Here is a 24,973-nt window from a genome sequence, read left to right as displayed (position 1 = left end):
ACCAGTCAAGTTTATCGTATTACTCTCCAAACGGTAGAAAATAATCTTAACATTCACAGACCAGCGGCTATTGAACCGGACAGGCTGCAAGGAACGCAATTTAACCGCTTATATTACAGAAATCAATGGCAAAATAAGAAGGTGCACCTCCCCAGTCGAATTGAGCTTTTGGGCGGACTATGCGTGGTCCAAACTCACCGCAGAATAGAGCGCTTCCAAACTCAAAAAACTGGCGCACTCCTGGGCTACTTAGCTCTCAATGTGGACAAGCCCCAGCCGCGTGAATTTCTGGCTGAGCTTCTGTGGCCTGAGGGCGATCCCACGGCTATTCGCAATCGACTGAACCAAGCGGTCTCATCTCTCCGGCGGCAGCTGCATCCGCCCGAGATGGCTGGGAGCACCATTCTCATTGCCGATCATCACACGGTTTGTCTGAACACCGCGGAGGTCTCGATAGACTGGGTCGAGTTTCGAAACCTGGTTCGCAAGGCGTCCCATGCCCCGGAACTGGAAGAGATTGATTTGTTGTCGCAAGCAGTGAACCTCTATCAGGGCCACCTGATGAGCGGCTACTACGAGGACTGGCTGCAGAACTACCGCCTGGAGGCGCAAGACCAGTACGCAACCGCACTGAGCCGATTAGTGGAGCTACTCCGAGGGCAGGGCGACTTTGATCGCTGCATCGAAATGGCTCGACGAATGACTCAACTGGACCCTCTGGACGAGGTTTCGCAGCTAGAGCTCATTGAGCTGTATCTCGATGCGAACCGCCCCAAGAGCGCGATGCGACAGATCGAGCAGTTCGAGTTAGAACTCAGGACGTCCGGCTTCACCGTTCCGGATGAGTTGCGGTCTCTGCGAGAGAGAGCGGCGGAAGAGTCGAGAGCTCCACGCATCCGCGAGGTAAGCGAACACCCCCGCGCCGCTGCAGCTCCGGCAACCCCCATGCGACGTTCTACCGACAAGAACGAACCGGCGCTGCCGAGACCCTTCACGCGGTTCTTGGGAAGAGAGGCTGAACTCAGTCTCATCGTGGACAAGATCAAGACGGGGACACGGCTGGTGACCTTGTTGGGGACTGCCGGTTGTGGGAAAACGCGGCTTGCCATCGAGGCGGGTTGGCAATTGGGGGAGTCGTTCCAAGGGCGAGTGTTCTTTGTCTCTTTAGCGCCGCCGGTCGATCCTTCTGATGTTTCCTCGGCGATCATTCGTGGGATCAAGCCCTCAACTCAGTCGCATGACCACTCCGTGCAGGACATCATTGCGGAGCTGCGATCGCTGGGCCCAACGCTGCTGATCCTCGACAACCTCGAGCAGTCGGTCGATGCCACGGCCTCGACTTTACAAGACTTATTTCAGGCAACGCCTGATCTGTTCTGCATCGCGACTTCGGCGCATCCTTTGGAGCTGGCCGCTGAACAGCTCGTCGTCCTAACGCCGCTTCCTCTACCTTCCCCAGAAACAACGGAACGGCTTTTGGAGCTTGCCGAGAATCCGGCGGTGGCGCTCTTTGTGAACCGTGCACAGAGCGTGCGGCCAGATTTCCAACTCACCGAGCGTACGGCGCCCAGCATCGTTTCTCTATGTCGCCGTCTGGAAGGGATTCCACTTGCGATTGAGCTGGCGGCTGGCTGGGTACGAATCTTGACGCCCAACCAGATGTTGGAGCAGATGAAAGAACGGTTCGACCTGTTGGAGAGCCGACGACGCGACATTCCAGAGCGGCATCGGTCGATGCGCGCGGCGATTGAGGCCAGCTACATGCTGCTTGGAGACAAGCTCAAAGCAGCCTTTGTGAAGTGCTCCGTATTTGAGGGAGGCTGGAGTGTGGCGGCGGCGATGAAAGTTGTAGGGGATGCGGATACTGCTTTGGCGCTTCAGCAGTTAGTAGACCGATCCATGCTCGTCATCGAGCATCACGAGAACGAATCTCGGTTTGGGATGTTGGATACAGTCAGGGCCTTTGCGTTGGCTCAGCTTTCTCCTGATCTGTCTGCAGAATGCCGCTGGCAGCATGCGGACTACTTCTTGTCGTTCCTGGAATCGCTAGAAGACACGCGCGACTCGGGCGCCAAGGCGATTGATGCGGACTACGCCAACATCCTGGCTGCCCTTGCCTGGTTCGAAGAGAACAAAAGCGTGGATCAGGTCTTGAGAATGGCCGCTATCCTCTCCGAGTACTGGATGTATCGCGGCAGGATCGAAGAAGGTCGCGCCGCCCTGCTACGCATCACGAGAGAAGCCTCGGGTGCAGGTTCTTCGCTCAATTGGGCCAAAGCAACGGCGGCACTGGGGCACCTCCATTGGGTTTATGGAGAGTACGAAGCTGGGAAGGAGCTACTGGAAGCAGCGGTGCCAACATTTGAAGAGCACCAAGACCACGCCAGTATCATCAACACGAAGTTTGGTCTTCACTTAGAAGCACACCGCCTTGCCGACTACGAAGTGGAGGAGAAGATCCTCAACGAGATCCTGCAAGCCGCTGTCGAGTCCGGCTCCAATCTGGCGCTCACAAAAGCGCATCTCGCCCTTGGCAACCTGTATGTGGAGCAGCTTCGGTGGGACGAAGCGAGGGAGTTTTATCACCGGGCGCTGATGCTCGCGAGGGAAACGGGTGACCCAGATCGGATCGCGACAGCTCTGAACAATCTGGCTAATCTTGCCCTCCACGCAGGGGAGCATCATGCTGCTCGGCAGTGGATCATCGAGTCGCTTGAGCATGCAAAACCGACCGGATACCGTGGGGGCATTGTGATTGCTCTGGTGAATTACACCCGGGTTTGTATCGCCGATGGCGACCTCGACGAGGCGCTCAATCAAATTCTAGAAGCCATTACATTAAAGGCGGAGGAAGGGTATGTGGAGTGGCGCGTCTTCCTGCAAGCGTCCTATCTATGCATCAAGTTGGAACTGTTCAAAGAGGCCGCTCAGCTGATGGGGTTTGTGGAGTCTCTGCAACTTAAGAGTGGTGACAACCTGATTGGCGTCGAGTTGAAGGAGTATCAATCACAACGAGCAGTGCTTTGCGAAAAGATCCCAGCAGCCCTGTTCCACCAGCATTGGCAGATTGGAAGGAGCATGACCTACTCGGAGTCACTCAGGCTGATGCAGGGGATTCATGAAACTCGGGTTACTAGATCGTGTAAATAACCAGAATCTTTCTTGAAAAAAGGGTGCATCTTTTCCGGAAATCGGAGCAAAATCGATTCGTGATTTCAACGGTGGTATCTCTTATCGCACTCTCGCAGACGAAGGCAAACATCGACATTATTCCCAAGCCGCTCAAAACGGTGGTCTTGGAAGGGAAGTTTGTTTTGAAGGCCGACACCTCCATCGTGGCGAGCAAAGAGACCGCTGCCCTGGCCCGACAGTTGCAAAACGATCTGAATCCTTCGACAGGCTATGACCTGCCGATTCGCGGTCGGGCTGGCGACAACACGATCGAACTGAGGATCGATCGCAAGCTGAAGGATCTTGGCGAGGAGGGCTATCAGCTGGAAGTTTCACCGAAGCAGGTTGTGATTCGCGCTCCTCATGCCGCAGGTGTGTTCTACGGCATCCAGTCATTGCGACAGCTTTTCCCGGCACAGAGCCTGCGCAAAGCGAAGGTCGAGGGGCAAGAATGGTCGGCTCCCTGTGTGAAGATTGAAGACAAGCCCCGCTTTGGCTGGCGCGGCAATATGGTGGATACTGGCCGGTTCTTCATGCCCAAGAGTTGGATTTTGAAGCACATCGACAGCCTGGCGCTCCACAAGATGAACGTGCTCCACCTGCACCTCACGGAAGACCAGGGATGGCGCATCGAGATCAAGCGGTATCCGAAGCTCACTTCCGTGGGCGGGTATCGAAAAGAGACCATGGCGGGCCACTACAACGAGGGCCGCTACGATGGCAAACCCCACGGCGGTTTCTACACACAGGACGACATCCGAGAGATCGTGGCGTACGCCAAGGCCCGCTTCGTAAACGTAGTGCCCGAGATCGAGATGCCGGGTCATGCACAGGCCGCCATCGCCGCCTATCCTGAGCTTGGGAATACAGGTAAGCAGCTGGATGTCAGCACTCATTGGGGCGTTCACGAGGACGTGTTCAATGTGGACGACTCCACCATTAAGTTCCTTCAGAACGTGCTGGACGAAGTGATCGAACTGTTCCCCAGCAAGTTCATCCATATCGGCGGGGACGAGTGTCCCAAGCGCCAGTGGAAGGAAAGCGAGAAGGTCCAAGCCAAGATGAAATCGCTCGGCTTGAAGGACGAGCACGAGATGCAAAGCTGGTTCATCAAGCAGATGGATAGCTACCTGGCATCCAAAGGTCGTCGGCTCATCGGTTGGGACGAAATCCTGGAGGGCGGGTTGGCACCGGGTGCGGCCGTGATGTCGTGGCGAGGTGAGGCTGGCGGCATCGCTGCGGCCAAGGCAGGCCACGAAGTCGTGATGGCTCCTACCACTTACACCTACTTGGACTTCTACCAGGCGCGACCTACCAATCTGGAACCGACCGCAATTGGCGGCTATCTTCCGCTTGAAGCCGTTTACAACTACAACCCAATCCCCAAGGAACTCACGGCGGAGGAAGGGAAGAAGGTCCTTGGGCCATCCGCGCAGCTATGGTCCGAGTACATGCCGAACTCCCGCCATATGGAGTTCATGGCGTTTCCGCGCTTGTGTGCTTTGTCTGAGGTGGCGTGGAGTCCTAACGATCAGAAAGACTTCGCCGACTTCAAGCAGCGGCTCTCCACGCATCTGAAGCGCCTCGATGTGCTGGATGTGAACTATCGCAAAGAACAAGCCTCTCCGTTTCAGAAGTCCGTGGGCAGCTGGAAGTCTGGGCAGGTCACTTCCGAAGCTTCGGTCCAAACCTGGGACTTGGGCGGGGCTGTGGGTGGACCAGGGAAGTATGAGGTCACCTTCAGCTACGCCTCCGGCGAGCACCGACTCGACATCGAGTGGGTCGAACTCCTCGAAGATGGCAACCCCGTCGCCCGAGATGAGCACGCGGGCTTTACGGGCGGCGCTGAGAAGCTGAACACCTATCTTCTGGAAGTCAAGACTGCTACGGCAGGGAAGAAGTACACGCTACGCGCAAAGGTGAGGGCCGATGGAGGAAACGACTCCAACGGCAACATATTTATCAGTCGGAAGTAGAAAGCTCTGGGCCGCTGCTCGCGCGGTGGCCCAAAGCCTCGTCCAGGGGGACCTAATCACCCACCTTGTCTCTCAGACGTCGAAGCAGGTCAGTCTGTGAGTTCGTCTAGTCCGTGCATGCGACGTTGTGCCTTGCCTCTCATCGAGAAATAGCGGACATCATTCCCGGTCTTCCTGAATTTGCTTCTGGTCGTAAGAGTTCCTGCTATCGCAACAAAGGGAGTAGTCGCCCACATGTATGGGAACCGGACTCCAAGTGTCCATACAACAGTGACTGCAATCAGGATCAGCAACAGTTGACCAACAAAAATCGCAGCAAGGAGTTCTAATTCATCCAGTAAGGCTCTCTTGGGAGATGTGTGGCTTGTCATTTTTACTCTTGCGATCAGGCTTCAGTTTGACGGTGCGGGTCTCTTGACAGGTTTAGGACCCGTGCCATAAGGTGCCGCGTCAACCAAGCGGGCGCGCTTGATGAGCGGTGGGTTGTTCGGGCGATCCTCTTTACCCACAGCCACAGCCGCGGTCTTCAGAATCGTGTCTCCACCCAGGATGGCTTCGCCGAACGAGGCGTATTTGTGGTCGAGCCGCGCCGTTCCTTCTCGGCTGAGACATACGAAGAACTGGCATCCGTTGGTGTTGGGGTCGGTGCTTCGGGCGATGGAGATGACGCCAAAATCGTGTGGCAACGGGGAGTCCTCCAGCGGGTAGGCGAAACCAGGACCGCCGTTCCCAGAACCCGTCGGGTCGCCGCCTTGGATCACGAAGGGGTTGCCCCTTGCCACTGCCACCACGCGGTGCCAGATGACATCTCGATAGAAGCCACCTTCCACCAGCTGCATGATGTTCCATGTGGTGTTCGGTGCGCAGTCGGGGCGTAGACGGAACCGGATATTGCCGAGAGATGTTTCCAGTAGCAGTTCTTTGTCCACCCAGGCTCGGATCCCGGCGTATGCCTGGTCTTCATCAGGCACGAACTCCACGGTCTTGTCGTCCTTTGCAAGACGTGAGATCTTTGGGTTGGTCATCGGCTGCAAAACCACTGCCGGGCCGATTCTTCGTCCGCCAATGACTAGCTGAGCGTAGAGGAGTCGCGGCTTTTTTGTCTTCCAAAGGTCTGGGAAGATCGCCGCGAGATCGGCGATGCCATCGGTTGCCTCTGCCCGTGAAACCACCTCAGCGGTCACTGGAGCCAAGAGGAGAATTTCTGCCCGACCAGCTTCGCTGTTTGGAATCTTCACCCGTGCCCAAAGCGGGCGGTTGATGCCGTTGTAAGCGTAGTTGGGGGTGATTTGGGACAAAGCTGCTGCGCTGCAAAGTGTTCCAAATAGCAAAGCCAGAATCTTCACATGGATAAGCGTATCACTTTTCCTGCTCAAGTCGGATAGGTGCATAGTACACCTGACGACGAAATGTGAGCTAAAGTCTTGAACGTGACTCCAATCGAACTCCTGAGCGACCTCGTACGTATCCCCGGCCCTCCTGGTCAAGAAAACCGGGTTCTGGAGTACCTTGCTGAACGGGTGAGCCAACTCGGACTCACCTCAACCAGCGACGCGAAAGGCAATCTCTTGGTGAAGTTAGGCACGGCCGAGAAGCCAAAGATCGTGGTCACCGCCCACATGGATGAGATCGCCATGATCGTCCGGCGCATCGAACCAGACGGCCAGCTCGTGGTAGGCGCATTGGGAGGACTGTTCCCTTGGAAGCTGGGCGAAGGCCCTGTGCAAGTCTTGTCCCCGACCCGGGACATTGACGGCGTGCTCTCCTTCGGCTCGATCCATACTGCCGACCCCAGCTCTACGGTTCGCAAGCTCGATTCGGGTTCGCTGAATTGGGACATGGTGCGTGTGTTCACTGGGCAAACAAAGGACCAGTTGGAGTCTCTAGGCGTACGCCCCGGCACCCGCGTGGTGGTTGGGAAGCAGAGCCGCGACCTTTTCACCTTTGGCGAGTATGTCTCAGGCCACTTCTTGGATGACCGCGCAGACCTCGTCGCCTGGTTGCTGGTTCTAAACGCCCTGAAAGACTCTGGTGTAGAGGCTGTGTTTGTCGCCAGCGCCGCCGAGGAAGTAGGCGGTGAGGGTGCGCTGTTCGTGATGCAAGAGCTGAGACCCGACGTGTGCATCGCCCTGGAACTCTCCCCCAGCGTGACCGACGCCCCTGTTGAGTTGAGCGCCGCCCCTTCCATCTGGGTGAACGACAGCTACTCAGCGATGTCCGCAGCCGATGGCGACCTACTCGCGTCGATCAGCTTAGAGAAGAGAATCCCCATCCAGTTCCAGGCTCTCTCAAGAGGAGGCAGCGACGCCTCTTGTGCGGCAAGTCACGGCCTGTGCGGACGACCCATCACCCTTGGCATCCCAATGATGAACAGCCACGGCTACGAGATCATGCATCGCGACGCGATGGACCAGCTTGCAGCGCTCACGATTGAACTCATCAAGCGGTTGTGATCTCACCTATTGGCAAAACACGGCTCTACATTGCTACGATATCGGTATGGCAGTAGAAGGTAGAGCCGTTATTTTAGAGGAGCCGGGCCAGCCCTCCGTTTTGCGCGACATCGTGATCGATTCGCCAGGCCCTAATGAGGTTCTCATTCGATTGGCCGCCAGTGGCGTTTGCCATACCGATTTGACCGTGAAGAACCTGAACGGCAACGGCATGTCGTTCCCCATCGTGTTAGGACACGAAGGTGCAGGTTATGTAGAAGAGGTCGGTCCTGGTGTGACCCACCTTCAAGTAGGGGACCCCGTGGTCATCGCTTACCGCGCTCCATGTGAGCAGTGTCCAGCTTGCCGAAGAGGAGATCCTCGCCACTGCTATGTAGCTTTGAGGCCACAACAGAGAATCCATCGCAAGAGCGACGGCGCGCTTTGCTCACAGGTCCTGCGATGCGGCACTTTTGCCACGCACACAGTTGTTCACGCAAAGGCCGCCATTAAGATGCCGAAAGAGATGCCGCTGGACAAGGCCTGCCTCATCGCCTGCGGCGTTGTCACCGGAGTTGGAGCGGCCATGAACACCTCACCCGTGTTTGCAGGCGCGCGTGTCGCGGTCATCGGCTGCGGCGGTGTGGGACTCAGTGTCATTCAAGGCGCCAAGCTGTGCCATGCCAAGCAGATCATCGCCGTAGACGTGAACCCGACCAAGCTGGAATGGGCCAAGATGTTTGGAGCTACTCACCTGGTCAACGCGAAAGAAGTCGATTCGGTCGCGGAAGTGCGACGCATCACAGACGACGGTTGGGACGGCGGCGTGGAGTTCGCGTTCGAAGCCACGGGTATACCGGCATGTACAGAGCAGGCCATCAAGATGCTGTCCTACGGCGGAACAGCCACCACCATCGGCTTCCCAGCCGCCACGGACTCCGTGAACCTGAACCTAGGTGACATGGCAACCGGTGTGTACTGGAACAAAGCCGCCCTGCACGTATGCCACTGCGGCGACGCGCTTCCCTCACACGACTTCCCGTTATTGGCAGATCTGTACCTGAAGGGCGAACTGGACCTCGATAGCATGGTCACTCGCAAGATCGGGCTAGAAGACGTAGAAGAGGCATTCCATGTGATGGAAACCGGCGATGTGATTCGCTCGGTCATCATTCTGTAGGTTCTCATTAGTCCCGAGTCTAAGACTCGGGACTAACGCGTGGCTCCAGAAGCTCATTCAGGATTGCTTCGTGTTCTGGTTTCCAAAATTCACGAGGCACCAGACTGTTCTTAGAGTAGTGCCCAACCCAATCCCAGACCGATTCGAACCAAAGGTGTTTCCACGGCAGCAAGTCGAAGAGTCGCTCATCTCCCCAGATTTCGAAACCTGGATTGTGATAAGTGCCCTCAATTCGAATCGGCCCGAACTTCAAAGAGGTCACTTCGAGATTAACCGTATCGATTTTGTATAGTGGGGCGAAGTTAAGTACACTCTCAACCGACACACCATCAAACTTGCAAGAACCCGGAGTGAATTTGCGAATCTCATTCTGTAGTCCTTCGAGCGGCACAGAGTACTCCAAACCACCCGAAACAACGGTGTCTTCGAGCAGCGGCGAGATGTTGCCGAAAATCTCTTGCCATTCGCTGCCCGAACTCACTGGCGAAAACACTTGAGTCGAGCCATACATGCTCCAACTCGCAACCATCGCATGTCGCTGGGTCGCTTCAAACCTTATAAGGCTTCTCCCGCGCACTTGAGGCTCCATTACACTTATGGAAATTTACTTCGCCGCGTTGTAGTGACCCAGCACGCAAGCACGAGTCCAGGCGTCGCACTCTTTCAGCCGTTGGAACAGCGTCAACTGGGCAATGCCTCGAACCTTGTTGAGATCGGGCTCGTCGCCGGGGCCCAGCATGAAGTAGTTGTCTCCACGCAGGTAGTCGGTGAGGAAACGGACGCCTAGCTCCAAAGTGATGATCTGCACGGCATCAGCCATCAGTTCTACTTCAGCTTCGGTGACCTCTTTTGCAGTCTGCAAGAAGCCGCGTGTTACGTTGTCGTAAACCGACTGATCCACGCGAATAAGGTCGGTGTTGGCCTCTTTCTCACCCGCAACGTTGCACAGGGACCGCATCATGTCGCCCCAATCGGCAAGCCAGGTGAACGGCATGATCGTGTCGAGGTCTACCAGGCAGCGCACCTGTCCACTCTCGCGGGCGAACAGGAAGTTCTCAATCTTCGTATCCCCGTGGATGGCGGTATTTCGGATGGTGCCCTCTTCGAGAGCACGGAACAGCGTGAGGGCGTTGCGCTCTTCTTCTTGGATCAGCTGAATGAATGGCTGAATCTCAGGATCGTTGAGCCTGTCTTTCGCTTCTTCTTGGGAGATAGCCAGCACATAAAGCTCTTGGGTGGACTCGCGAACTTCGGAGTCTGTAGGCAGCAGGTCTTTGCAGTCGTCTAGGCTGGTATTGCTCGCCACCACGGAATGGAACTGGTTGTAATAGCCCTTGGTATCGCGATAGCCGGGAAGCGAACTGACCAAGCCATCAATCTTCATGCGCGAGGTGAGATCGGCGCTCAGTGCGAGGCCGCGACCGACTTCTTCGGCGAGTGCCGCACGCTTATCAAGATCCTCAATGGCGCTGAGGCTCTTGTAGCTCACGCTGTCGGCAATCTTGATCATCATGCGCCACACCGACCAGCCCGTCGAGTCCGAGATGTCCAAGAACGACTCTTGAGAGGTGGTCTGCACAAGGGTGATCGGCTCCCAGATGGTCCAGGTGGGTGCCTTGCCGCTGGCGATGTACTCGGACTGCGCTTTGATCCACTCCTGCATCGCGTTCATCACACGGTAGGGCTGTTTGAAAACATCCGTGTTGATCCGCTGGAGCAAGTACTCGCGACCCTCGACACACTCCACCAAATAGGTCTGGAGGTTGATGTTGCCCCGCTCGGCAAAGGGCGTGATGGATGCGATCGGTGCAATCCCGAACTGCGACGCTACCCAGAAAATATCTGATTCCGAGAAGTTTCGGAAGGAGCCGATGAGATGGTCGGGCTTAACGGCACCATTGCCGTGGCCAATGACAGAGGGGGGCAGCATCGGGACAATTCTACCGGCGGTTGGGTCAATTTCTTAACAAGAGAATCTCTAAATCAAACAATTGCTTTACGAATCGTTGTTCAACTCAGGTCCCCACGTATGGACTAGGGGACCGGTTGACGCTCGGACTGGAACTGCTCCATGTACAGCTTCGCGTACAAGCCATTCAATGCGAGCAGATCCGCGTGCTTGCCACGCTCCAAAATCTGACCATCTTGCACGACCAAAATGAGGTCCGCGTTGAGGATGGTAGACAGTCGGTGAGCGATGGCAAAGGTGGTTCTTCCGACCATCAGCGAGTTCAACGAGTTCTGAATGATGCGCTCGGAAGTGGTGTCCAACGCCGACGTGGCTTCGTCCAAGATGAGGATCGGCGGGTTCTTGAGAATTGCACGAGCAATGGCAAGCCGCTGTTTCTCTCCACCCGAGAGCTTGTACCCACGCTCACCCACCACCGTGTCGTAACCCTCAGGAAGGGAAGCGATATGGTCGTGAATGGCTGCGTTGATGCATGCCTGCTTCAACTCCTCATCCGTCGCATCTGGCTTCGCGATCAGCAGGTTTTCCTTGATCGTCGTGTGAACCAAGTAGGTCTCCTGAGTCACCATGCCGACGATCTGCTTGAGGTCCTCCATCCGGATATCGCGGACATCCACGCCATCAATCAAAACCCGCCCCGCATCCACATCGTACAGGCGAGGAATCATATAGGTCAGTGTGGTCTTACCCGCGCCGGAAGGGCCCACCAGTGCGACCAACTGGCCGGTCTTCGCTTCAAAAGAGACATCCTTCAACGCCCAGTCGTCGCCGGATTGGTCGTACTTAAAGCCGACGTTCTCAAACACAACCTCACCTTTCGCAGCCGACCTCGGTAGCGCTTTGGCGTCGGGTTTGTCTTGGATGTCGTGAGGCATGTCGATGTACTCAAAAATACGGTCGAACAACGCCATGGAACTGATCAGCTCCACCTGAAGGCTCATGAGTCCTGTCACAGGGAAGAACATGCGCATCTGCATTCCAGAAAACGCGATGAGCTTTCCTACCGTGATGGTCTGGTCTCCCCGGAAGATAAGCCAACCCGCAAACCAGAAGATCAGCGCGGGCACGATCTGCGTGATGATGCGGATCATCCCAAAGAACACGTACTGCAGGATCGATGCCTTGATCTGCCACTGGGACAGCTTCTCGTTCTCAACATCGAACTTGGCTGCAAGAACGTCGGCTCGCCCAATGGTCTTGCCCAACAATGCACCGGAAACGGAAAGGTTCTCCTGCATCATCGAGTTCAGCTCGGAGGTCTGCTCTTGGGTGCCGGTCCTCACGTCACGGCTGAAATCTCCCACCCACTTGCCGATGAACCCGATCAAAGGGATCAGCGACAAGGAAAGGATCGTGAGCCGCCAGTCCATAAACAGCATCGCCAGGATCGCAGAGATCACAATTCCGATGTTGCTGAGGGCATCGATGAAGGTGTTGGTGAGGACGTTCTGTACACCACCCACGTCGGAGATCAACCGCGTCTGAATATCGCCCGTTCGAGTGCTGGTAAAGAACCGAAGCGACATCCCCTGGAGGTGCGTGAACAGCGTGTTCCGCAGTTCCCGCATGATCTTCTGCCCGATTACTGCGCTCTGATAGCCGTAGAGCAAGGTGAAACCAGCTGCAAAGAGGATCGTGACAATAGTGAGCGTGGAGTAAGTCGAAATCACGCTCAGGTCAGCTTTCGAAAGCCCCTTGTCGATAATGATCTGCGTGAAGAAGGGCGGGATAATTCCCAGCACCACCGCTACAAGCACCGAGAGAAGCATGATATACGCCTCGCCTCGGTGAGGCTTAAACAAGCCAAACACGCGCTTGAAAGATGTGGGGTTGATCTTGGGAGTACCCGGCTCGTTCGGTTTCACACTCCCTTGTTACCCAATCGGGTCGGGTGGTTGTTGGATATTGAGTGCGAACTTTGGATTGTTACCCACCGCACCTGAAACCCAAGCCCTGAGAGACTAGGATTTCAAAGCTTGCTCGCGTTTCATTTTGCCAATCGCCTCGAGGATCGCCACCGCATCTTCAGGAAGAGTGCCGTCCGGTTTGGGGCCGATGCCGAGGAGGAAGTTGCCTCCGCGTTGATTGGTGATGGATAGCTCTTCGAACACAGTCTCGGCCGATTTCAAAGGCTGATTCTCAACATGCTTCCAGTCGGGGCCAAGGGGCAAGCATGCTTCCCAAGCTCCGGGCAACTGTTCGTCAGGGATCTCGCGCTCCGGCGTGACGAAGTCCTCAAAGTCTCCCACCGTTCTATTAGCAACGATGAGTCCTGGCTGAAGCTCCCTCGCCATAGCGACGAGTTCGCCCATGCGGATGTCCTCTTTCTCCTTCACCCAACCGCCATCGAGCCACAAAATATCGACCTTGCCGTAGTCCGTCATCAACTCTCGAATCTGGGTGTGAGTGAACTGCACAAACTTCTCCCAGGTCTCGGGGTTATCCAGCGTGTTGGCTCCTCGGCTCGTGGGACGAGGCTCGGGTGCCCAGTAGTAGGGGCAGTGCCAGTCGGCTTTACTGAAATAGACAGAGATGCCCAGCCCGGCTCGGCGACAAGCCTCGAACAGCTCCTTTGTAAAATCGCGCTGTGCGGGGCAGCGGGGACCGGTCACTTTGTAGTCGGTGGTAGCTGTGTCCCACATGCAAAATCCATCGTGGTGCTTGGTGGTGAAACACACATACTTGGCACCAGCCCGCACAAAGGTCTCTGCCCACTCGTCCGCATCAAACTCAGTCGGATTGAACTGCTCAATGAGATTCCAATAGTCGCGCTGAAAGAGGTCAAGGTCCTTGTTGCGGTCAGTCCAGCACTTGATCTCGTCCCGGCGAGACCAGTCGTCCTCGGGCACCAGCGGCCAACTCTCACAGCAGTCCCAAAACGAGTACAGCCCCCAATGGAGGATGATGCCGAACTCAAGGCTCTTGAACCACTCCAATCGATCGAGTAGCCACTGGGGCTTGTCGGCAGTCGAGTTGGAGGAATAGGCAATAACATCATCCCGCATGATGCGTAGATCCTACTTGAAAGCCACGCTTCCTCGTCACGTTAAGGTTTTGTTGTCTTTAGAACGAACGTGAACACAGTCAGGATAATTTCACCATGGCCACGGAACACGTTGCCCTTTCCATGAAATCCCAATCAAAAGACGCCGTTGTCGTTGGTGCTGGCATTGTTGGCCTTGCCCACGCCTACCATTTAGCCCGTGCTGGACGCAGGGTCACCGTGATCGAAAGAGATAACCGCGCAGTGGGTGCATCGGTGCGCAACTTCGGCATGATCTGGCCCATCGGCCAACCAGCCGGCGAGGTCCGAGAAACTGCCCTTAGATCGCGCAGCCACTGGCTAACACTCCTTCGTGAGGCGAATATTTGGCATCGCGAATGCGGCGCCCTCCATCTCGCATACGCTGAAGATGAACTCGAAGTCATGCAGGAGTTCGTCGAGAGTGCCCCAGATACTTCACGCATCATCTCGCCTGAGGAGGCTCGCTCCATCAGCCCACACATCCGAGCCGAGGGCCTCATCGGAGCAATGCACAGTGACACAGAGCTTGCCGTCGATCCTCGCATTACCGTCCGCGAGCTAGCAGCTCACCTAGAGACTGCCTACGGCGTCGAATTCCTGTTCGGAACCCCCGTGCAAAGCATCTCATCCGGCACGGTCGTTACGGAAAACGAAGTCTTTGAAGCAGAGCAGATCTACGTTTGCCTCGGACCCGATGCCTACTCGTTATTTGGCAAGAGCGTGCAACCGCTCCGCCGGTGTCGGCTCCAAATGATGCGACTCGTTCCGAAAGATCCAAGCTTCCAGCTTGGCACCCATCTGTGCGCAGGACTCACGCTCACGCACTACGCAAACTTCGCCAACTGTCCTTCGCTCCCAGCTCTGGCAGAGCGATTCGGTCGAGACTGGCCCGAACAAGTGGAGCGCGGAATCCACCTGCTCGTGTCGCAACAAGGCGATGGCTCCATCACCGTAGGTGACTCCCACGAATATGGGCATACCTTCGCTCCCTACCGAGACGAGCGAACAGATGACCTCATCCTAGAATACCTAAACACCTTCCTGCCCGTCGAATTATTCCGCGTGGCCGAGCGATGGGATGGCTTCTATAACACCAGTTCCAAGATGCCCTGGCTGATCGACCAGCCACTACCTGGCGTGACTCTGGTCAACCTGTTTGGAACCGGAATGACGCTCTCGTTCGGCGTCGCTGAGAAAGTGGTTTCGGAAAGCAAACTCGGAGCGATGGCCTAAGCCACCGCTCCGGCGATTGTCAATTAGCCTCGGCTCTTATGTCGTCGGCTCTTGCGAGTCTTCGTTGCCTTCTTGGCAGGCTCTTCCGTAGCTGGCTGAGCGGGGCTGATCGCATTGAACTGCAAGAAACCAGCGTCGTTGGTCGTCACCAAAGTCGATCCATCTGCCGTGAAGCAGAGCGGCGAACCAACCGGGCTCTGATCCTTCAGGTCAGCAATCTTCTGGAACGTATAAGCGTTCCAAACCTTCACTGTTCGGTCGCTTGAGGAGGTCGCAACCAGCTTGCCGTTGGGCGAGAACGCGACGTTGACCACCCAGTCGCCGTGCCCCACAAACTTCCCAAGCTTCTTGTATTTCGCCACGTCCCAAAGGATCGCGTTGCCGTCTCGACCAGCCGTGACTGCTCGGGTAGCTGACTTGTTGAATGCGACGTCAAAAGTGCCTTGTCCGCCTTCGTCTGTCAGGAAATTGTTGATGTTCCCGTTGGTCGCGTTGTAGAACCTCGCGCCGCCCGCAAGCATGCCCACCGCCAAGGTGTAAGGAAGCTTGGAGTGGAACGCAGCGCCGTAGAAGTTGGTGCCTTTACCAAGAATAACCCTGGCCTCCTTCGGCTTCGGAGAAGTGAGGTTATAAATATTGATCTGGTCGTCTTTGCCCGTGCTCAGAAGCAGAAGACCGGTTGAGTTATAGCTGAGCTTCTGAATGCCCTTGGTATGGGTTCGGTACTCGCGCGTTTTCTGACCGGTAAGCGGATTCGAAATCCAAATGCGCGCGCTCTCATCGCCTGTAGCGATGAAATTGCCATCAGGACTCCAGGCTGCCGCATAAGCAGGCTGTGGGTGCTTGGGCATCTGGCGGATGGTCTGGCGAAGCTTGGAATCCATGATCCGAACGGAGCCGTCTTCCATGCAGGCCACGAATCGGGTCCCAGTGGGGGCAGCTGCAAATGCAATGGGCCTAATGCCTGGAATAACTTTGACTTGGGTTACCTGAATGGTTGGGGTTTGCGCCAGGGCGAGCGCAGCAACGAGAATGGTCATCTTTCCTCCGTGAAACGATGCAATTTTGACGCAATAGGAAGCGACATGGCATGCACAGCAAACATACATACGTTTGAGAACCCCCTGCAATTCTCCCAAAACGTGAAACCTACCCCTATACATCCCGCAATTTAACGGGGGTTTGGTGCAAAATCGCCTCGGACATGGCGATCAAGCTCACAGATTGGACAGTGGACTACGGCGATGGCAGAAAACCGAAGCCCGTTCGAATCCCTCACTCATGGGGCCAGCAGCTGCCTCTGGAAGAAGAAGGCCCGGTCATCTATTCTGTCCAGACCCAGGTGCCCGCAGACTCCGCCACGCTCCGATTCCATGGTGTCAGCTATGCGGCCTCGGTCTATCTCAACGGCACCTTAGTCGCCGAGCACAAAGGACTCTGGGACGCCTTCGACATCAATCTCTCAGCCTACAAAGGCCAGGATGTTTCGCTTGAAGTTCACGTGGTGAAAAACGGCGGTCCGACCTATCCAGTCAAGGACGTCGCCAGCGGATTCCTGCCCTACGTCTTCCACACCTTTGGAGGGATCTACAAAGATGTCGAGTGGGTCACACCCGCCCCCGCCCCAACAATCACCGAAAGCCGCGTGGAGCTTGACGGCAAAAAGATCTATGTAGACGGCGAACCCTTCTACACCCGCGGACTGCTCCACTGGGGCTGGTACCCCGATTTTGGCCACACCAACCCGCCCGAAGACGTCATCCTCCAGGAAGTCCTGGCCGTGAAAGAACTTGGCTTCAATCTCATCAAGTTCTGCTTGTGGGTGCCCTCGCATGAGTTCCTCCAAATCCTGGATGACTGCGGCATGTTCGCCTGGCTGGAACTACCCCTGTGGGACCCAACCGACGATCCAGATAAGCAAAGCGCCATCACAGCCGAGTTCGAGCGCATCGTAGACCAATACCGACACCACTCCAACATCCTCTTCTGGACCATCGGCTGCGAGCTCTCTCAATCAACTCCCCCCGAGTTCCGCCGCTACCTCACCCAAATGGTGCGAAACCGCACCGGATGCCCACTCGTGAAAGACAACTCAGGCGGCGCAGAAATGTACGGCGGCGACCTACGCGAGTTCGGAACCTTCGAGGACTTCCACCCCTACTGCGACACCCCGTTCTACGCACCCGTTCTCGACTCCCTCCTCCCAGGAGCAAGAACCGAACTGCCGATTCTCCTCGGCGAGTTCAACGACTGCGACGTTCACCGAGACCTGCTCGAACTGCATCACAAGCTCCCCTTCTGGACTTCAGCCCTCTCGGAACTCAACCACCAGGGTGTCCGCTGGAAGCACGATCTCCCCAGCCTGCTCCACTCCAACCGCTTCGCCCAAGAGCCCGAAGACAACAACCACGATTGGCTCATCGAGTCGTCCCGCCACAAGGCGCTCTTCATCCGCAAGACCGTCAACGAAGCCGTGCGCGCCCGCGATGCCATTCAAGGCTACGTCATCACCGGCCTACGCGACACCCCGATCTCGACCTCTGGCATGTTCGACGACTGGGGCATCCCGCGCTTTTCTAGCCAAGAATTAGCGAATTGGAACTCCTCCGACTGCCTATTCGTCCTGCCAAACCGCTATCCCGCCTGGACCTCAGGTGGCAACCGAGCAGGCTGGATGGACCCCTTCAACCACTTCGTCGGTCAAATCCACCTTCGAATCGGATTCAGCTCCGAGCACGGCAGAGAGTCTGGCCTCGTGTGGAAGATCCTCGATGAAAGCGGAAAAGTCGTCGCCCGAGACGCCTGTTCCGAACAGTTCTGCCCACCACTCGAAGCCCACGAAGTCGGCCAAATCTCCTGGCACTGCACACAACCCGGCAGCTACCACTTAGTCGTGCAGTTCGGCGAATCCACCAACGAATGGCCCCTCTGGGTGGTTCCCCAAGACAAGTTCACGGACCTCAAAGTCACCGACCCACTCGATCTGCTGAGCGATCTCAAAGCAGTCCAAGGCCTTGATGTAGCCACCGCATTCCAAACTGGCGAACAGCCCGCCATCACCCTGCTGCAAGCCGAAGGAACCACCGCAGCGCCCTTCTGGCGAGAGTCCATGTACGAGTTCCTCGACGACGACTTCTGGATTCACGTCCCCTTCGCCGAACAGTGGTCGCGCCTCCTCCCCGTGTCCGGAGACCGAGTCCTCAACGCAACCTGGCTCCAAGAAAAGCTGGGGACAGAATTGGAAGTCCTCCTGAACCGAGTGGACGTCCGCACCTACGAAGAAGCCCCCATCCTGGTGAGGGCCAACGGCAAGTTCTACACCACACTCCGACCGTTCGGCGGACTCGGTACCCAACCCACCGGCATCACCCGCAACCCAGCAGGGAACTACTTGCTGAGGTCCCTGCTAAACGTAGTCGGCTAAGTATCGCTTAGCCGACTCCTTGTCGTCGGGTTGGAGTTTGCCTTCCATCACCAGTTCCGTCAGCAGGTCCTTCAGCTTCCCAACCTCGCGTCCTGGCCCAAGCCCACTCAGCTTCATAATCTCCTGACCCGAAAGCGGGCTCACCAGCTTCTCACGAGGCGTGTTCTGGGTCACCTTCTCCAGCGTCGCGCGGATCGGTTCCAGATCCATCACCCGCACCCCAGCCTTTAGCCCGTTCGCATCGGCCTCAACCAAGCTCAGCAGCCGCTCCAAGCTGTCCCCCAGATCGCGAATCAGACGCCGCGCAGCCGACTCCGTAAACACCGGCGCGCTCCCCAGTCGCATGTGGTTGTGAACCAGCAGACACACGCTCTCGATCTCCTTCTCAGAGAACTTCAAGCGCCGCAACACCTTCGCCGTCATCTGCGCGCCCACATGCTCATGCCCAAAGAACCGGATGTTCCCATCCGCATCGATCGACCGCGTCGGTGGCTTCCCGATGTCGTGAAACAGCGCCCCAAGCTGCAACATGAGGTCCGAATGGCCCGAGTTCCGCAACACCTTCAGCGTGTGATCCCACACATCCAGATGGTGGAACTTCCCCTGCTCGCAACCCACCATCGGAATGAACTCCGGCGCAAACATCTCCAGCAGCCCCAGCTTCATCAGGTCGTTCAGTGCATCCGGACCCGTCGGGTGGGACAGCATCTTCACAAACTCATCCCGAACACGCTCAAAGCTGATGATGCTCAGCCGACCCCGCATGGTGGCAATCGCCTCGTACAAACCTTCGGCAGGCTGAAAATCCAGCTTCCAGCGGAACCGCACCGCCCGCAACATGCGCAGCGGGTCGTCGTGAAACGTCTGAACCGGGTCCAGCGGAGTGCGCAGCACCTTCGCTTCAAGATCCCGCAGCCCCTTGCCCAAAGGGTCGATCAGCTCACCCGTATGGATCGATTGCATCAGCGCGTTGATGGTGAAATCCCGCCGACTGGCATCGTCCAAAAGGGAAGCCGCCTCCACCTTGGGCTTGCGCGAGTTCTTGGCGTAACTCTCCTTCCGAGCCGTCACCAGCTCAATATCCACCCCCTCCACCCGAACCATAGCCGTCCCAAATCGCGGATAGACCACCGGGTTCTTGGCAAAAAGATGAGCCAGCTCGATAGCCGAATGTGTGGTCACCAGGTCGAAATCAGCACTATGCTCAATCCCCAGCAGCTCATCGCGCACAGCTCCGCCCACCAGGAAAAGGTCATTCTCAAACACAGTCCCCAAGGTTTTTTCACGTATGACGTCAAGCGCTCGATGCTGCATGCTCATATAAGTATGGAAGGCAGTTGACGAACCCCAGGTCGAAAGGGTTTACTATACATTCCTATTGGGGATATAGCTCAGCTGGGAGAGCGCTTCCATGGCATGGAAGAGGTCAGGGGTTCGAGCCCCCTTATCTCCACCAATACTTTGAAACTCAACGGCTTTTAAGCCTAGTTTCTAAGTTCCCAACCCTTTTCGTATTAAGGCAAAAGGACAGTATCCAGCGTTCTTGCTAGGAACCGAGGACCGAAAAGCACGAGAGTGAATGGCGCGTCCGAAGTGACCGATTGTTTTGGAAACAAAACCCTAATCTCGTCAGAAGGCTTCCGCATGATCAATGTGTGTGAGTCCTTGTTTGACTGGCAAGAAGACCATTGCTGCGAGGATAGACCGGTTCAAGAAATACACCCGACCGTCTTGTTTTAACTCGTCTTCTATGATTACGGGCGGGAGGGAACGATTGGCAGTAGAACATTTCTTTTGCTCTAAAGTCGCAACCTTGAATGCTGAGTCCTCCCCCACAACCCATCATTCAGCACTTGAAGTGAGATTCAAACGTTTCTCGATCTTCATTTATCACAGGCCATGCCGACACCAGTTGCCGGCCCTTCCCCCTTACGTTTGAGCTTCTCTTGAACATGTCAACTTTGCAGTAGCTCATGCACGTACAGATGCTTCTTGCGCAGCAATTGAGATGATCATCCAGGCACGGTTGATACTTAAAACCCGTACACCTCTGTCTCTGCATCCATCTAGCCACGATGGATATGCCCCTGCCCCAAGAGTCACGCCTGGTTATTACAATAATGAAATCTATGTTAATTCTAACAAATACTTTGGTTATATATTGACTAAAGGTAGAAACTGTCTTATAGTGATTTTGCCTGATCAAAGGTAGAAATACGAGTGTGTTAGGCAATGAGGAGACTAGAATGCAAACAAAAGAAAAAGTACTTTTGACAAATAACTCCATTAGCTTCAATGTGACAAGTACTGAATCAGTTCAGCTGCAGCCAATCGACATCGAGCCTGGATTCATCGCTGTTTCATCCATTTGGCCAAACGGTAACGATCCTGTAGGGAACGGCAACAACGTGTTTGTATGGCTTAACAACAGCAGCACAAGTGTGCCATGGGGACAGCAGCCAATCGCCTCAGCAGCTGTTACCGGCCAATCTGTGGCGGTTACAGGAACCTTTGGTGCCAACCAGTATGTCGTTGGTTTCTCGGACGGTCCAGCCGTAACGGTTAATGGCGTCGTGACTTATCCAAACATCTGCGCTACTGCTGCTATCCCTGCCAACTGGGACCTAAACAACTGCAAAATCGAGTCTTCAAGCGTCGTTCCAGGCACTGTGCAGGCGAGCATGGTAACAGCCAACTACGCCTTCACCTCTGGCTTTAATCCAAACACGTCTGGAAGTTGGGTTGGCCTCTTTGCCGGCAATGTCACTCCTTACAAGAACCTTACCAATCTCATTGGGTTTGGCGGGATTTCCGCTAACACCAGCAGCGGATCGGCAGTGATCGCCAACGTCATCGTTGCGCCGAACCAGCCATACACCTTGGTTTTGTTCAACACCGGATACAACGCAACTCAGTCGAAGCTTGTTTTGACGTCGGTTGCTGCGGTTGCCGTGTTCCAGACCGGCGCTTCAATTGTGTAAGGCCCTCTAACTTAGCCGGGTGCGTGATTCGCACTCGGCTTTACCATGCCGCGAGTGAACTATGTCGTTCTTCCAACCAGCCCTTGTGCCACAACTTTTCGTAGGGCAGAACCCAGGAGGCAATGTTGGCCTGGTAGTAGCTGTTATTCCTTCTACAGCGTCCTCCTCTGGGTTCGAGATTCCGGATGCAATCCAAGATAAATCGCTCAACGCATCCATTGTGTTCCTGCAAGAGCCACTGAGTTCAGTGCAAGCGGATCAGCAGGCATTTGTCGATAAGGTTCTGCAGTTAGCTGAGCCGACGCTCAATGATCGGATCCTGATGTGGGTGTCATCGGATACGGGCTTGACGAGTGGAAGTGCAACGCCGAACTTTGTGGGCCTTACATGGCCGCTTGGTACGGGAGGAGTGCAGACAAACGGTGCCCTAGCCATCAATATCGGGCCTACTCTCACTCTCACCATGGGATCAGGGATGACCCTTGCGCCTACTGAGGTAGACGTGACTTTTTCGGGTGCGTTCATCACCTTCTCTGGACTGTCGGCACCATCAGGCGCATCAAGCGTAACTGCTGCTACCGTGCCGTTCACCGGCTCCAATCTTGGGTGTTTGCAGTTCGAAATCAACCTTACTCAGACCTCCCTTGCTGGCACTTTGAACATGGGATTTGAGTTCTTTTTCCCATCTGACGCGGCTTCAGGTCCGGCGATTTTGATGTTACAGGCGCCACTGGTAACTCCCGATCCGGGTAGGTCTCCTGGCTTCAACGCCAGCTTCGATCCACTTGATCCTTTTAACACCTTTAGTCCGAACCGGACCGCACTGATGTTCTCCGGCACTGACCTAAACGGGAACCTGACAACACTTAATTCCTGTTACAGCACGACGTCTGGGCAAGCAATCACCTTCACTCCGATTTCTCAACCTGATGCGAGTGAGCAGCTGGCCGGGTTGGTGTTTACAAGTGCCAATAGCAATCTTCAACCCGCGAACTCGGAATACCTTGCACTGGCCCCGGTCGGGGATTTTGTGTTGTCTCTTCCAGGCGTCACTTCAACGCAGACGCTTCTTTGTGGACTCCAAGGGACCGAATACCTTGTATTCCAACCGCAAGGGAATGGCAATGCCGGTGATCGACTTCGATTCATTCCGCAATGTCACGCTTACGCTCCAACTTTTCCATTTCCTGTGTCGTCGCCCGTGCTTGCTCCAGTCGATAACACCTTGCTTGACGGCACCTATGTGACTTCTTGGGCTACTTTGCTGCCTGCTGTCTCAACGTCTCCGATCCAATCGGTTGCTCAGCCTCCAGGCTTTAACTTGTTTGGGCATGATGCGGACATCTACTCCCAGAACCCTAACTTGATGGGGTCAGTGGATCCCGCAACAACACTTAAGGTGAACCCAACGCTGGCCTACCCACTTGTTCCGTTCTCAAATGTTGCGTCGGGGGACGGCATCATTAGCTTCACACAGCAGCAGATCCAGGAGTTTGAGACTCAAGTCATTAGTCCGACACGGCATTCTGTGATCACTAGTCTTGCTTCTGGTGGAACTCTAAGTGCCCAATCGAAGTTGGCATCTAAGTTTAAAACGGGAACAGTTGGTGATCCGGTTACAAGCAGCGTCACCACTCCCTCTGGTTTCCTTGTTGAGCTCCAGCAGACCGGATCGGATATGGAGTGGACCTCCATTCTGCTTGGTCAAATTCTAGAAACGAATCAGGAGTTTGGGTTCAACAACCCGACGCTCACTTTGCAGCAAGCGTTCCAAACAGGGCAACTGTTTCTCGTGGTGGCAAACAACCTAAACTTGGGGACACTTGGCGGAACAGGGACAGGACCGACATTTGCCAACAGCCTGACGATGGGTGACTGGACTCTCATTGCAGATGTTGGCGAGGACAGCACTTTCTCGGACTACGCCAACGTGATGATCGTTAAGGGTATGCCAGGCAAGCTGTACGATCCAACCCAAGATAATAGTGCGAACTTAGTCTCTAGCCCATCAAAGTGGACTTCGGCAGACACATTTGCTTCTCCTACAACTATCTCAAACTCTGTTCCAGATCCGACGCAGCATGTGAATCTATCACAGTGGCTACAGAGCTACTTTCAGGAGGCGGCCACTAATCCGGACACGTACTATTTCAACGACTTTAACAAGATCGCGCGAGACTATGACTGGACCGGCGTGATCGTTCTGAAGGGGCAGATTGGGGAAATTCCTCCGGGACTCAACGGCATCATGGCTGGTGTCACCGATCCAAGCGCCTTCAATGTCCACCACATGGCCGTCGCGTTAAGTTCTGTAAAGAACGGCCCAACGGGGCCAGTTTTGAGTCAGTCCAGCTCCGTATATGGACTTATTTACTATCTGGACCCAAGCGCAAACCCGGCAGACCCCTCGGCACCCCTGCCAGCAAGTACAAGCGCTCCGTACGACTTTCGGCTCCTGTCTCTCAAGGTACTTTTTGAGAACACTGCGGTCAAATCGTTCTCAAGCTACGCTCAGCTCAACCTGCAGAACATACTTGGCATCCCTGTTTTAAGCATGGGGCTTGGTGGTAATTCGTATAACGCCATCGTGCTTCAAGGCACCTACCAACTGGTAGACAATCAGCCAATCTACAGCCTAGCCAGCGTTGCGGATTCTGTCTTCATGTTGAACAGCAACGTACTGAACAGGGTGGAGATGACTGGCGTGACTATGTCGACAGTGCAGGCCGATCCTACAGGGCTTTCCATCTCAGATTTTTCCTTTACTGGCTATCTAGATTTCGCTCTCGTTCCAGGAAATAGCAGTCCCATCGATATCTTTTCCTTTGGAAACCAGAGTGGTCAACAGCTACCTTTCCAGGGACTCGCCTTCCAAGATCTCATCCTTTCGATGAGCTACCCAACAGAAACGCCGAACAACCGAACCTTCATTCTGTCTACGGACTCGATTCGGTTCGATCTTCAGACAAGCACAGTAAGACCCAACAGCCTCGTGCCTTCGCTCGGGCTTACTGTCCAGAACCTAGTCAACGGAAACAGTAGCACGACTTTGTCTCAACTCGGCTATCTGCCTGTAACACTCGATTTTCGATCCGGTTCTCTCGGTAAGCAATGGTACGGGTTGAACCTAAAACTGAACCTAGGAACACCGGGAGACTTGGCGAGTAACGCCGGGTTTGATGCTGCGCTGATCCTTGCGTGGTCCACCCAGAGTACAGGTACAAACTTCGGCATCCAGGTAGGTCTGAACCTGCCGGGGACAGCGCAGGGAGCACCGCTGATCAGTTTGCAAAACGTTCTCAAGCTCTCAATCGGCCAGACCTTCTTAACCTACAACACCTCAGATCAAGCCTATCTGCTGATGTTGAACGAGATGGCTCTGTGCTTTATGAATGTGCTGAAAATCCCGCCAAACGGATCGAGTTCTTTCTATCTTTTTGGAGGACCCACGGGAGCCACCGATGGACTCGGTTGGTTTGCAGCCTACAACAAAGAGCCCAAGACTCAATCGAGTGCCAAGGCGCTTGTCTCGTCATCAACGAAAGCAACAGAAGCAGAGACTTCTGGTCACCTGTAGGAAAG

The 24,973-nt window shown here is 55.4% G+C and carries 16 protein-coding genes and 1 tRNA gene; 9 read left to right on the top strand and 8 right to left on the bottom strand.

Features of this window, described 5'->3' with window-relative positions:
- Positions 1 to 141: 141 nt before the first annotated feature.
- Together ACZ51B_RS07490 and ACZ51B_RS07485 are read left to right on the top strand one after the other, a co-directional pair.
- Positions 142 to 3,150, top strand: a complete 3,009-nt coding sequence (locus ACZ51B_RS07490; RefSeq protein WP_464296613.1) for an AfsR/SARP family transcriptional regulator — start codon at positions 142 to 144, stop codon at positions 3,148 to 3,150.
- Positions 3,151 to 3,221: 71 nt separating this feature from the next.
- Positions 3,222 to 5,147 (top strand): beta-N-acetylhexosaminidase, encoded by a 1,926-nt coding sequence (locus tag ACZ51B_RS07485; RefSeq protein ID WP_464296612.1) that lies wholly within the window; start codon positions 3,222 to 3,224, stop codon positions 5,145 to 5,147.
- A gap of 89 nt (positions 5,148 to 5,236) precedes the next feature.
- Here the strand turns inward: ACZ51B_RS07485 and ACZ51B_RS07480 are convergent, their stop codons facing one another.
- Complete coding sequence (locus ACZ51B_RS07480; RefSeq protein WP_464296611.1) at positions 5,237 to 5,518, bottom strand: hypothetical protein; 282 nt, start codon at positions 5,516 to 5,518, stop codon at positions 5,237 to 5,239.
- 21 nt (positions 5,519 to 5,539) lie between these two features.
- The gene (locus tag ACZ51B_RS07475) at positions 5,540 to 6,523 is read right to left on the bottom strand and encodes a peptidylprolyl isomerase (protein ID WP_464296610.1); all 984 of its coding nucleotides are present in this window, start codon (positions 6,521 to 6,523) and stop codon (positions 5,540 to 5,542) included.
- A 54-nt stretch (positions 6,524 to 6,577) separates the two neighbouring features.
- On the opposite strand from ACZ51B_RS07475, the gene ACZ51B_RS07470 reads away from it, so the two are divergent.
- On the top strand, positions 6,578 to 7,600 hold the full coding sequence (locus tag ACZ51B_RS07470) for a M42 family metallopeptidase (RefSeq protein WP_464297176.1): 1,023 nt from the start codon (positions 6,578 to 6,580) through the stop codon (positions 7,598 to 7,600).
- Positions 7,601 to 7,646: 46 nt separating this feature from the next.
- Positions 7,647 to 8,759, top strand: a complete 1,113-nt coding sequence (locus ACZ51B_RS07465; RefSeq protein WP_464296609.1) for a Zn-dependent alcohol dehydrogenase — start codon at positions 7,647 to 7,649, stop codon at positions 8,757 to 8,759.
- Positions 8,760 to 8,778: 19 nt separating this feature from the next.
- On the opposite strand, the gene ACZ51B_RS07460 is transcribed toward ACZ51B_RS07465, so the two are convergent.
- The 4 genes from ACZ51B_RS07460 to ACZ51B_RS07445 form a co-directional block, all read right to left on the bottom strand.
- Positions 8,779 to 9,288 (bottom strand): hypothetical protein, encoded by a 510-nt coding sequence (locus ACZ51B_RS07460; protein ID WP_464296608.1) that lies wholly within the window; start codon positions 9,286 to 9,288, stop codon positions 8,779 to 8,781.
- Positions 9,289 to 9,363: 75 nt separating this feature from the next.
- Entirely contained in the window at positions 9,364 to 10,689 is a 1,326-nt protein-coding gene (locus tag ACZ51B_RS07455) for a phosphotransferase (protein WP_464296607.1), read from the bottom strand.
- Between the two features lie 104 nt (positions 10,690 to 10,793).
- The gene (locus ACZ51B_RS07450) at positions 10,794 to 12,593 is read right to left on the bottom strand and encodes an ABC transporter ATP-binding protein (protein ID WP_464296606.1); all 1,800 of its coding nucleotides are present in this window, start codon (positions 12,591 to 12,593) and stop codon (positions 10,794 to 10,796) included.
- Positions 12,594 to 12,689: 96 nt separating this feature from the next.
- Positions 12,690 to 13,733: an alpha-L-fucosidase gene (locus ACZ51B_RS07445; protein WP_464296605.1), complete on the bottom strand. Its 1,044-nt coding sequence runs from the start codon at positions 13,731 to 13,733 to the stop codon at positions 12,690 to 12,692.
- 95 nt (positions 13,734 to 13,828) lie between these two features.
- Between ACZ51B_RS07445 and ACZ51B_RS07440 the strand changes: the two genes are divergently transcribed.
- Positions 13,829 to 14,986 carry a TIGR03364 family FAD-dependent oxidoreductase gene (locus ACZ51B_RS07440; RefSeq protein ID WP_464296604.1) on the top strand — a complete coding sequence of 386 codons (1,158 nt, stop codon included), beginning with the start codon at positions 13,829 to 13,831 and terminating at the stop codon, positions 14,984 to 14,986.
- Between the two features lie 23 nt (positions 14,987 to 15,009).
- Here ACZ51B_RS07440 and ACZ51B_RS07435 read toward each other — a convergent pair whose 3' ends face one another.
- The gene (locus tag ACZ51B_RS07435) at positions 15,010 to 16,026 is read right to left on the bottom strand and encodes a WD40 repeat domain-containing protein (protein WP_464296603.1); all 1,017 of its coding nucleotides are present in this window, start codon (positions 16,024 to 16,026) and stop codon (positions 15,010 to 15,012) included.
- A gap of 164 nt (positions 16,027 to 16,190) precedes the next feature.
- On the opposite strand from ACZ51B_RS07435, the gene ACZ51B_RS07430 reads away from it, so the two are divergent.
- On the top strand, positions 16,191 to 18,410 hold the full coding sequence (locus ACZ51B_RS07430) for a glycoside hydrolase family 2 protein (RefSeq protein ID WP_464296602.1): 2,220 nt from the start codon (positions 16,191 to 16,193) through the stop codon (positions 18,408 to 18,410).
- Here the strand turns inward: ACZ51B_RS07430 and ACZ51B_RS07425 are convergent.
- Positions 18,393 to 19,730, bottom strand: coding sequence for a CCA tRNA nucleotidyltransferase (locus ACZ51B_RS07425; protein WP_464296601.1), 1,338 nt, complete (start codon positions 19,728 to 19,730; stop codon positions 18,393 to 18,395). The two genes, ACZ51B_RS07430 and ACZ51B_RS07425, sit on opposite strands and share 18 nt — an antisense overlap.
- Before the next feature lie 60 nt (positions 19,731 to 19,790).
- On the opposite strand from ACZ51B_RS07425, the gene ACZ51B_RS07420 reads away from it, so the two are divergent.
- The 3 genes from ACZ51B_RS07420 (at position 19,791) to ACZ51B_RS07410 (ending at position 24,968) form a co-directional block, all read left to right on the top strand.
- Positions 19,791 to 19,866 (top strand) — tRNA-Ala (locus tag ACZ51B_RS07420).
- A gap of 790 nt (positions 19,867 to 20,656) precedes the next feature.
- Positions 20,657 to 21,391 (top strand): hypothetical protein, encoded by a 735-nt coding sequence (locus tag ACZ51B_RS07415; protein WP_464296600.1) that lies wholly within the window; start codon positions 20,657 to 20,659, stop codon positions 21,389 to 21,391.
- A 61-nt stretch (positions 21,392 to 21,452) separates the two neighbouring features.
- Positions 21,453 to 24,968, top strand: coding sequence for a hypothetical protein (locus ACZ51B_RS07410; RefSeq protein ID WP_464296599.1), 3,516 nt, complete (start codon positions 21,453 to 21,455; stop codon positions 24,966 to 24,968).
- Positions 24,969 to 24,973 lie beyond the last annotated feature (5 nt).

It is taken from the genome of Fimbriimonas sp. LA-C6 (assembly GCF_055398105.1).
This window is presented reverse-complemented; position numbering and strand designations above follow the sequence as displayed.